We start from the raw sequence: 8,299 nt of genomic DNA on the forward strand, positions 1-8,299 counted from the left end.
CCAGGAAGATGAGCGCATTCGTAATGCAATCGAGGGGAAATTTGGACAAGCCAAAAGAAGATTCAGCTTAAGTCGTGTTATGGCTAAACTGCCTAATACTTCGGAAACCTCCATCGCTCTGACCTTTTTAGTGATGAACCTAGTGAAGCTGCTGAGGCAGTTTTACTGTCTTTTTTTGTGTCAATTTTTCCCAAACTTCATAATTTTGTCGAGAAATATTATTTTAACTTATAAAGTGGACGAGTTAAGTCAATTCAGATTTATACCTTGAGCAAGACGGCTTCTTGTTCATTTTCCACCCCCAGCTTTTGATAACTTTTTCAGCAAACCCTAAGAAGTTCCCACCACAGAGGCTCAGAGGACACAGAGAATACAGAGAATTGGAGATGTGAACTGGGTGTAACAACTAGCTCCCCGGTATCTTTGAGATGCCGGGGAGCTGTTGGAGTCCGGGGTTCTGTTCTCTTGAATCGCGCAGGGTCAACCAGCGACAGTTTCGAGGAGTTGCCACTGTTCGCTCTCTACCACTGAGATTTTCAAAGACTCGAACATTTCCTGACAGTGGTTGTTAATCTGAAGCGGGAGTTCTTCGTTCTTCACTACGAAACTCAGCCGAACCTCGCAGTCGTTGTCGATGGGAACGTCGATTAAAACTTCAACAGTGACCAACTTCGCATAAGCAACCCGTCCCGGTGTCTCGCGACCCATCACGTAATCTTCAGTTTGATAAATCGGCTCGAAGTGGCACGACTTGAGCAAGTCGGGAAGAACTTGCCGCACGTGCTGCACGGGAGCGGCTACAACAAATAGAGCAGTGTAGCGAGCCATAGGTTAACTTGGAGGGGCGACATTGAACTCACCATATCATATCAGAGCCGATCGTGGCGTTCGGGAATTCGATCGGTTGTCTCAAAAGATGGCGAAAACCCAGTTCTCTCGAAAGAACTGGGCTGAGAGTCGAGGGCGACGACAAGGGCTTCGAGCCTATCGATCGCGATCGGAGTCGGGATGGATTTTCCGAATTTTTTCCTCTTCGGGACAATCCTCGCACACGAGGGGTTCGACGTTTCCTTTGGGAATGCTGGCTAACTTTTGAGTGACAGATCCGATACTTTCAAGGCGAACCATTTCCTCCCAAGCGCAAATTTCATCTTCTTCGTCGGATTCGTAGCGCAGGGTAACTAAATCGCCTTCAATGTCCAAAATTTGAGCGCGATCGATCCAACGTTGCTGGTCTCTCAAAAAGATACAAACTTCCCGACCGTCACAGCAGAGTTGATACAACTTTCGGTGTAGCATATTTCGTTTCTCCTACAGCATTTGACCCAGTTTGGTGGTTTTGGGACAAACGAAAACAGCTTGAAGAGGCAGTTTCGCTTGTCTCTCGGGGCGAGTCGTTTAGCGATCGCCCGCGCGATCGAGGCAAGTTGTTTCAACCGAGGTCGTAACGCGGGAAAACGTATGGAGGGAGGGTAAACAACGAACGTTGATGTCAAACATCCAACCAGGAAAGAATTTCATTCGGGTTCAAAAGAGACTGGCCTATAGCTCACCGTTATTCTAACGTGTTGCCGAACCTTCGTCGATGTCGGAGGCAGACGAATATTCGAGCGGTCGTCGAGGCTTCGGGACATCTCGTTAAGATAGATAGGCTACTGTTTCAAACCGGGTCTGTCCTTACAATCGCCATCGTGACTCCTTTTTCCGCCGAACGCCTCCTTTTCGATCCCGCCACCCCCGACCCCGACGCGATTCCTGTGGTTTTCGCCTTTCCCAACACCTACAGCGTCGGTATCACGAGTCTCGGCTACCAACTGGTTTGGGCGACCTTGGCCATGCGTACCGATGTGGCCGTGCGCCGTCTGTTTACGGATCTCAGGGAATCCCTTCCCAGCGATACGGAAATTTTGGGATTTTCCCTGTCTTGGGAATTGGACTACGCCAACGTTTTAACCCTCCTCGAATCGCTCGATATTCCCGTGCGATCGCAGCACCGCAGCGACAGCGACCCGCTAATTTTCGGCGGCGGCCCTGTCCTCACCGCCAATCCCGAACCCTTTGCCGACTTCTTCGATATCGTCCTGCTCGGGGACGGAGAAGACCTCGTTCCGGCGTTCTTCGACGCGTATAAAGACGTCCGCCACGCCTCGCGAGGCGAAAAACTGCGGCGACTGGCACAAGTTCCGGGGGTGTACGTTCCCAGTCTCTACGAAGTGCGTTACACTGCCCCCGACGGTGCGATCGCCGCCATCGTTCCCATCGACGCCGACGTTCCCCCCCAGGTCAGCAAACAAACCTATCGCGGCAATACCCTCTCCGCCTCTCCCGTCGTCACCGAACTCGCCGCCTGGCCCAACATCTATATGGTGGAAGTGGTGCGAAGCTGTCCGGAAATGTGCCGCTTCTGTCTGGCCAGTTACCTGACGTTGCCGTTCCGAACCGCCAGTCTCGAGGGGTCTTTAATTCCAGCGATCGATCGCGGGTTGCAAGTGAGCGATCGCCTGGGACTGTTGGGAGCCTCCATTACCCAACATCCCGAATTTGAAGCGTTACTCGATCGCCTCGACAGTGACAAATACGATAACGTCCGCCTGAGTATCGCGTCGGTGCGGACGAACACCGTCACCCCCAAACTGGCGCAGATCCTCAGCAAACGGGACACCAAATCCATCACCATCGCCGTGGAAAGCGGGTCGGAACGGATTCGCAAGATCGTCAACAAAAAACTCGAAAACGACGAAATCGTGCGAGCGGCCGTCAACGCCAAAGCGGGCGGACTCAAAGCCCTCAAACTTTACGGAATGGTAGGACTTCCCGGCGAAACCGAGGACGACCTCGCCCAAACCGTCGAGATGATGGTACAGGTAAAAAAAGCCGCCCCAGGACTGCGGTTGACCCTCGGGTGCAGTACCTTCGTCCCCAAAGCCCACACGCCGTTTCAAGGCTTTGGCGTCCGTCCCGAAGCCAAAAAACGCCTGAAAACCTTACAAAAAGAACTGCGATCTCGCGGTATCGATTTTCGTCCCGAAAGTTATAACTGGTCGACGATCCAAGCCTTAATTTCGCGCGGAGACCGACGCATTTCGACCGTTTTAGAACTCGTGCGAGGCTACGGCGACTCGATCGGCAGTTACAAACGCGCCTTCAAGCAATTACGCGGAAAACTTCCAAGTTTAGACGATTACGTTCGCAACGATTACGAGAGCGATCGCATATTGCCCTGGCATCACCTCCAGGGGCCGCTTCCCCCCGAAACCCTGCTGAAACATCTCGAAGACGCCCGAAAATGGATGGCAACCACTTAACCGAAAAAACGCGGTTTTCGATCGCCGAATAACGATGTATGGTTAACAAAGATTCGTTCGCTCGAACGAGTTAACTAAGACTAGACTGTGAAACCGGCTTCGAGGTTCCACGATCTCTCAAATATCTTCAACCATCACGAGAAGCACAAGTGGGGGGAATTCATGAAACTAGCCCGACGACTGACTGCTCTAGCTACAGTAGTATTTTCCACTGTGGGAACGACTGGCTCGGCCTTGGCGACCGCCTTCGAGTCTAGCGAAGTCGAACGCGCGGATTTTATCGCCATCGCCGCACCCATCGGTCAAACCAACGGCTACCAACTGCTCCTCGTCGAGCAAATTGCCGACACGCGACCCTGTTGGACCGAACGCGGCACGAATCCCACTGCCGTCGAGCCGTTACTTCTCGACTTTGACTTTACTGGAATTTGCGGACGTGCCACCGATAGCAACGGCTACTCCATTCGCATGGGCGATCGCGATCTCGGAATGCAGTACAGCCTGCGGGTCGTTCAGCGTGGCAGCGAACTCGTCTTAGTCGGATTGCCTTTCGGTCTCAACCGGAACTTACCTCAACTCGAAATCGGTCGCACCCGAGGGTTGACCTCTGGCTTTACACGGATTTACCTCGATCCCGGTTGGCGGTTGACGCGACGAACCTATCAAGGGCGATCGCTGGGCCATATCTATCTCACCCACGACCTGACGTTGGCGGAATTTACCCAACTCGAGACCCCTTCTCAACCCGCCACGGCGACGACGACTCCCGAGGTTCCCGTCGATGCGACGCTGACCCTCGACGAGGCCGAAGACCCCGACATCACGATCGAGTTCGGGGAAACGCCGATCGTCCCCGAAACCGTTTCCGAAGAGGAGTGGCTCGACGAGACGATGTCGGAAGAGACCGAACCCGACGACGCCTCCGTCGTTCCCCCGCTGCAACCCCGAGAAGCCTTTCGGAACCCTCCGTCACCGTTACCGGAACTGGTCGGTCCCGAACGCTAACGCGATCGCCGTACCTTCTGAGACATCAACCGTTCCAAACGGCGAAAATCCCGTTCGACCTCCAGCCACAAGGCGCGGTTGTGGGGGTCGGTTCGCAGAGATTTTTTCAAATAAATCCGCGCTTTTTGGAACTGCCGCCGTTCGATGCAGTAGCGGCCGAACTTCTGATACGTGACCGCCTGCCACTGACGCACTTCAACATCAGATGAAAGTCGGTGAGCGAGTCCTTCTACAAGGGCGATGGCGTGAGGGAACTTCTGCTGGCGAAACAGCCGTTGCAAGCGATAGTACGCTTGGGTTTTAAGCTGACGTTCGAGTTCCGACAAATGGGGATTGTGCCGAAACGGAGATTTCGGTTGGGGTTGGGGTTTTGGGGGCGGCGTGACTGGGCGATCGCCGCTCGCTCGAACAGTTTGCAACAGCCGTTGATACGCTGCGTGTAGTTCGACGAATTTTTCCGCCGGGAGTCCTGGGTTGAGGTCGGGGTGGTAACGCCGAGCCAAACGCCGATAAGAGGCTTTGACGTCCTCGAGGGTGGCGTTGGCAGTCAATCCTAAAACGCGATAGTCGTCGATCGGCTCCATCTCTCGGATTACAAGACAAAAGGATTCCCCCGGCTGTGACCGAGGGAAAAACACAATCGGAATCTAGACAGGGTTTCCTTCAAGGACGCGATCGATCAATCCGTACTCTTTCGCCTCCGCTGCGGACAGAAAGAAGTCGCGATCCATATCCTTTTCGATCTTCTCGATGGGCTGTCCGGTATTCGTCGCGTAAATTTCGTTTAACTGCTGGCGAATCCGTAAAATTTCCTTAGCTTCGATTTGAATGTCGCTGGCTTGACCGCGCGTTCCCCCAGAGGGTTGGTGGATCATGATGCGCGAGTGGGGCAGAGCCAAACGCTTGCCCGGCGTTCCTGCTGCTAAGAGAAACGACCCCATCGACGCCGCCAATCCAACGCAGATCGTAACCACGTCAGATTTAATGTGCTGCATGGTGTCGTAAATCGCCATGCCCGCACTCACCAACCCACCGGGAGAGTTGATGTAGAGCATAATATCTTTGTCGGGATCTTCCGAGGCCAGATAGAGCATAACGGCGATGACCTGGTTCGCCAGCTCGTCGTCGATATCGCGACCGATGAAGATAATACGTTCGCGATACAGACGGTTGTAAATGTCGATCCACTGGGTATAAGTATCCCCAGGCATCTGATACGGAACTTTAGGTACGCCGATCGGCATAGCTGTGAGTACTCCCTTATAACGAGTGCAGTTCTAACGAGTGCAGTTCTAACGAGTGCTGCCCAACACGACAGAGGACAATCGGCGATCGCCTAGTTGACACCAGCCAGTTTCTTCGAGTGTTTGTCGCCTTTTTCGCTGGCGAGGATTTTATCGATGATGCCGTATTCCTGGGCGGTTTCCGGCGTCATATAGAGCATCCGATCCATGTCTTTGGCAACTTTCTCTTTCGATTGCCCGGTATTTTGCGACAAAATCTCCAACATCGTATCTTTGTTGGCGATTACTTCTTTGGCTCGGATTTGAATGTCGGTCGCCTGACCTCGTGCGAAGCTTTTCGGCTGGTGAAGGACGATCGAGGCGTGGGGCAAACTGGCCCGACAGCCTTTCGTGCCTGCCGAGAGCAACATCGCCGCCATTCCCATGGCCGTTCCCAGACAGATGGTGTGAACGGGGGGTTTGATGTAACGGAGGGTGTCGCAAATGGCGAATGCTTCGGTTTCAAAGCCGATCGGCTCCCCGCCGTAATTTGAGGTTCCCGTGGAATTGATATAGATTTTGATGGGTTTATCGGGATCGTCGTATTGCAAATACAACAACTGCGCGATAATCAATTCCGTCACGGCGGGAACGAGGGGCATCCCTAAATACACGATCCGCTCTTTGAGTAGCAGAGAGGGTAAATCGGGGGGCGGAGTACGGTTGGGTGGCGAGCCGTAGTAGGGAGATTGAACGGCTTGAATCGGTAGGTTCATTGGCGCTTCCCTTGCTCGGTGTACGTGCTGCGGTTGTCCGAACCGCGCTGTCTTTAATACATCTTAACTTGTTGAGGGATTCGAGACAGCTTTTCCGGTGAGTCCACAGACGCCCGATTTCCTCATCCGAGCGATCGCTTCATCTCCTCCTTATCGCCTACAGTGAATAACATCACAGGCGATCGCCAATTGCTCGCGTTATCTTTTACGTAGATTCACGGAATCGGGGCGATCGGCCGTGGGGTTGGAACCGATCGCGACTCTTATCCGTCAAACCGTCTATGAACGTTCGTCTCGAAACTGCTCTGAGCGATCCGAATCTGGATGCGACGCGCTCGATCCATCAGCGACAACTGGCCGTTTCTGTTGCTGCGGTGGCGGATTCGACCGCACGACCGATTCCGCTCAATCTTTGTTCGATCGTCGATCGTAGCGGGTCGATGGCAGGCTATCCCCTCGCCACAGTCAAACAGGCGGCACAGCGCCTCGTCGATCGCCTGTCTCTGCTCGATCGCTTGTCTGTGGTCGCCTTCGACCGTCAGGCGACGGTGCTAGTCAACAACCAACCCCTATTGTATCCGGCGTGGGTGAAGGGATCGATCGGTAAAATTCAAGCGCGAGGCGGAACGGCGCTCGACGAAGGGTTAAAATTGGGAATTCACGAACTGTTTAAAGGCAGACAACATCGCGTCTCCCAAGCGTTCGTCCTGACCGACGGCGACAACGAACACGGTAGCGACGATCGCTGTCTGAAATTGGCGCAACTGGCCGCACAAAACAACCTAACGTTGAACGTGCTGGGGTTTGGCGATCGCTGGAATACCGATGTTTTAGAACGCATTGCCGATGCGAGTGGGGGAAGTTTGGTGTACGTCGAAACCCCCGATGACGCCATCGCTGCTTTTGCCCGATTGTTCGATCGCGCGCGTTCTGTCGCTTTAACGAACGCCTATTTAGAGTTTCGCCTGTCCCCAGGGGTGCGTCTGGCACAGTTCAAACCCCTAGCACAAGTGGAACCCGAAACCAAAGAATTATCTCCCGTATCGGCCGACGAACTGCCCCCGGAAGTCTCAAAAGAGGGTTGGGTGTCCGTGCGCTTGGGAGATGTGATGACGAACGTGGCACGAGTGACGATCGCCAACCTCTACCTCGAAGGACTCCCCGAAGGACGACATCCCGTGGCGGAGGTGCGGGTACGCTACACCAATCCAGTATCGACTGAAAACCCGTTCGTCTCTCAGGTTTCCTCCGTCGAGGCGAACGTCACCTATCCCTACATTCCCTCGGAAGCACCCCACGTCACCCGCTGGGTGTTGGCACTGGCAAAATACCGTCAAATTCAAATTGCAGAAGCCAAGCTACGTCAAGGCGATCGCAGCGATGCCGTAACGATGCTACAAGCTGCCATTAAAACAGCGTTGCAGTTAAAAGACACCCGAGCGGCAGAAGTTTTAAAAACGACAGTAACACACCTCAAAATGGGAAAACAACTATCCGATCGCGATTGCAAACAAACACGAATTGTCTCGAAAAGTGTATTTGTTAATTGATAGTCAAGGGTAATCAGAGGATGCCTGAAAAAAAGTAGCCACCTGAGAGGCTGACAAGGTAGACGGAAGCAAGACGGAGCAATTGTTTGAGAGAATAGAGGAGTCCCAAAAAAGAGGGTGGCGTTTGCGGCCACCCCAACGAAAAAATGCTACCGAAATTCTACCAAGATTTTCTACGCATCCATCTCAATGAGAAGCCAATTAGGATCTTAAAGTGGCTGGTCTTAGATACTGCAAACTCATCGGCAAGTCAGATTATCGACGTTAGCGCAGTTCTTTCCTCAACCGATAAAATACGACAGGGCTTGCTGAATAAGTCTCCAGAGCGAATTCTGATGCCGTACAGCTTGCCCAATGGTCGTTTTGGACTCTAGCTTCCCAATTGAATCGGTAATCGCCGACGAAAATCCAAGGTTTTTGAGCTTCTCGATCGGAAAACC

General features: G+C 53.2%; 9 protein-coding genes. 4 read left to right on the forward strand and 5 right to left on the reverse strand.

Annotated elements, in window-relative coordinates; all coding sequences use genetic code 11:
- A partial coding sequence (locus tag POG22_RS17655; RefSeq protein ID WP_498906655.1) for a transposase occupies window positions 1-271 on the forward strand: 271 nt, incomplete at its 5' end.
- Window positions 272-480: 209 nt separating this feature from the next.
- On the opposite strand, the gene POG22_RS17660 is transcribed toward POG22_RS17655, so the two are convergent.
- Window positions 481-828: a hypothetical protein gene (locus tag POG22_RS17660; protein ID WP_498906656.1), complete on the reverse strand. Its 348-nt coding sequence runs from the start codon at window positions 826-828 to the stop codon at window positions 481-483.
- A gap of 156 nt (window positions 829-984) precedes the next feature.
- Window positions 985-1,299, reverse strand: a complete 315-nt coding sequence (locus tag POG22_RS17665; protein WP_498906657.1) for a DUF6679 family protein — start codon at window positions 1,297-1,299, stop codon at window positions 985-987.
- Window positions 1,300-1,691: 392 nt separating this feature from the next.
- Between POG22_RS17665 and POG22_RS17670 the strand changes: the two genes are divergently transcribed.
- Both POG22_RS17670 and POG22_RS17675 read left to right on the forward strand, forming a co-directional pair.
- On the forward strand, window positions 1,692-3,305 hold the full coding sequence (locus POG22_RS17670) for a B12-binding domain-containing radical SAM protein (protein ID WP_498906658.1): 1,614 nt from the start codon (window positions 1,692-1,694) through the stop codon (window positions 3,303-3,305).
- Window positions 3,306-3,467: 162 nt separating this feature from the next.
- Complete coding sequence (locus POG22_RS17675) at window positions 3,468-4,310, forward strand: DUF3747 domain-containing protein (protein ID WP_498906659.1); 843 nt, start codon at window positions 3,468-3,470, stop codon at window positions 4,308-4,310.
- Here the strand turns inward: POG22_RS17675 and POG22_RS17680 are convergent.
- The 3 genes from POG22_RS17680 to POG22_RS17690 form a co-directional block, all read right to left on the reverse strand.
- Window positions 4,307-4,894 carry a J domain-containing protein gene (locus POG22_RS17680; RefSeq protein ID WP_498906660.1) on the reverse strand — a complete coding sequence of 196 codons (588 nt, stop codon included), beginning with the start codon at window positions 4,892-4,894 and terminating at the stop codon, window positions 4,307-4,309. The genes POG22_RS17675 and POG22_RS17680 overlap by 4 nt on opposite strands.
- Before the next feature lie 63 nt (window positions 4,895-4,957).
- On the reverse strand, window positions 4,958-5,554 hold the full coding sequence (locus tag POG22_RS17685) for an ATP-dependent Clp protease proteolytic subunit (protein ID WP_498906661.1): 597 nt from the start codon (window positions 5,552-5,554) through the stop codon (window positions 4,958-4,960).
- A 92-nt stretch (window positions 5,555-5,646) separates the two neighbouring features.
- A complete protein-coding gene (locus POG22_RS17690; protein WP_017660222.1) occupies window positions 5,647-6,309 on the reverse strand; it encodes an ATP-dependent Clp protease proteolytic subunit in 663 nt (220 codons plus the stop codon).
- 281 nt (window positions 6,310-6,590) lie between these two features.
- Between POG22_RS17690 and POG22_RS17695 the strand changes: the two genes are divergently transcribed.
- Window positions 6,591-7,859: a vWA domain-containing protein gene (locus POG22_RS17695; protein ID WP_498906662.1), complete on the forward strand. Its 1,269-nt coding sequence runs from the start codon at window positions 6,591-6,593 to the stop codon at window positions 7,857-7,859.
- Window positions 7,860-8,299: the final 440 nt, after the last annotated feature.

The sequence above is a fragment of the Geitlerinema sp. CS-897 genome (genome assembly GCF_028368005.1).
In the GTDB taxonomy this organism is placed as follows: Bacteria; Cyanobacteriota; Cyanobacteriia; order Cyanobacteriales; family Geitlerinemataceae; genus Baaleninema; species Baaleninema simplex.

Excerpts from the sequence above, each read along its gene's own strand:
- POG22_RS17690 (WP_017660222.1), bottom strand. The coding sequence starts at position 6,309 with ATGAACCTACCGATTCAAGCCGTTCAATCTCCCTACTACGGCTCGCCA.
- POG22_RS17695 (WP_498906662.1), top strand. The coding sequence starts at position 6,591 with ATGAACGTTCGTCTCGAAACTGCTCTGAGCGATCCGAATCTGGATGCG.
- POG22_RS17685 (WP_498906661.1), bottom strand. The coding sequence starts at position 5,554 with ATGCCGATCGGCGTACCTAAAGTTCCGTATCAGATGCCTGGGGATACT.
- POG22_RS17680 (WP_498906660.1), bottom strand. The coding sequence starts at position 4,894 with ATGGAGCCGATCGACGACTATCGCGTTTTAGGATTGACTGCCAACGCC.
- POG22_RS17660 (WP_498906656.1), bottom strand. The coding sequence starts at position 828 with ATGGCTCGCTACACTGCTCTATTTGTTGTAGCCGCTCCCGTGCAGCAC.
- POG22_RS17675 (WP_498906659.1), top strand. The coding sequence starts at position 3,468 with ATGAAACTAGCCCGACGACTGACTGCTCTAGCTACAGTAGTATTTTCC.
- POG22_RS17665 (WP_498906657.1), bottom strand. The coding sequence starts at position 1,299 with ATGCTACACCGAAAGTTGTATCAACTCTGCTGTGACGGTCGGGAAGTT.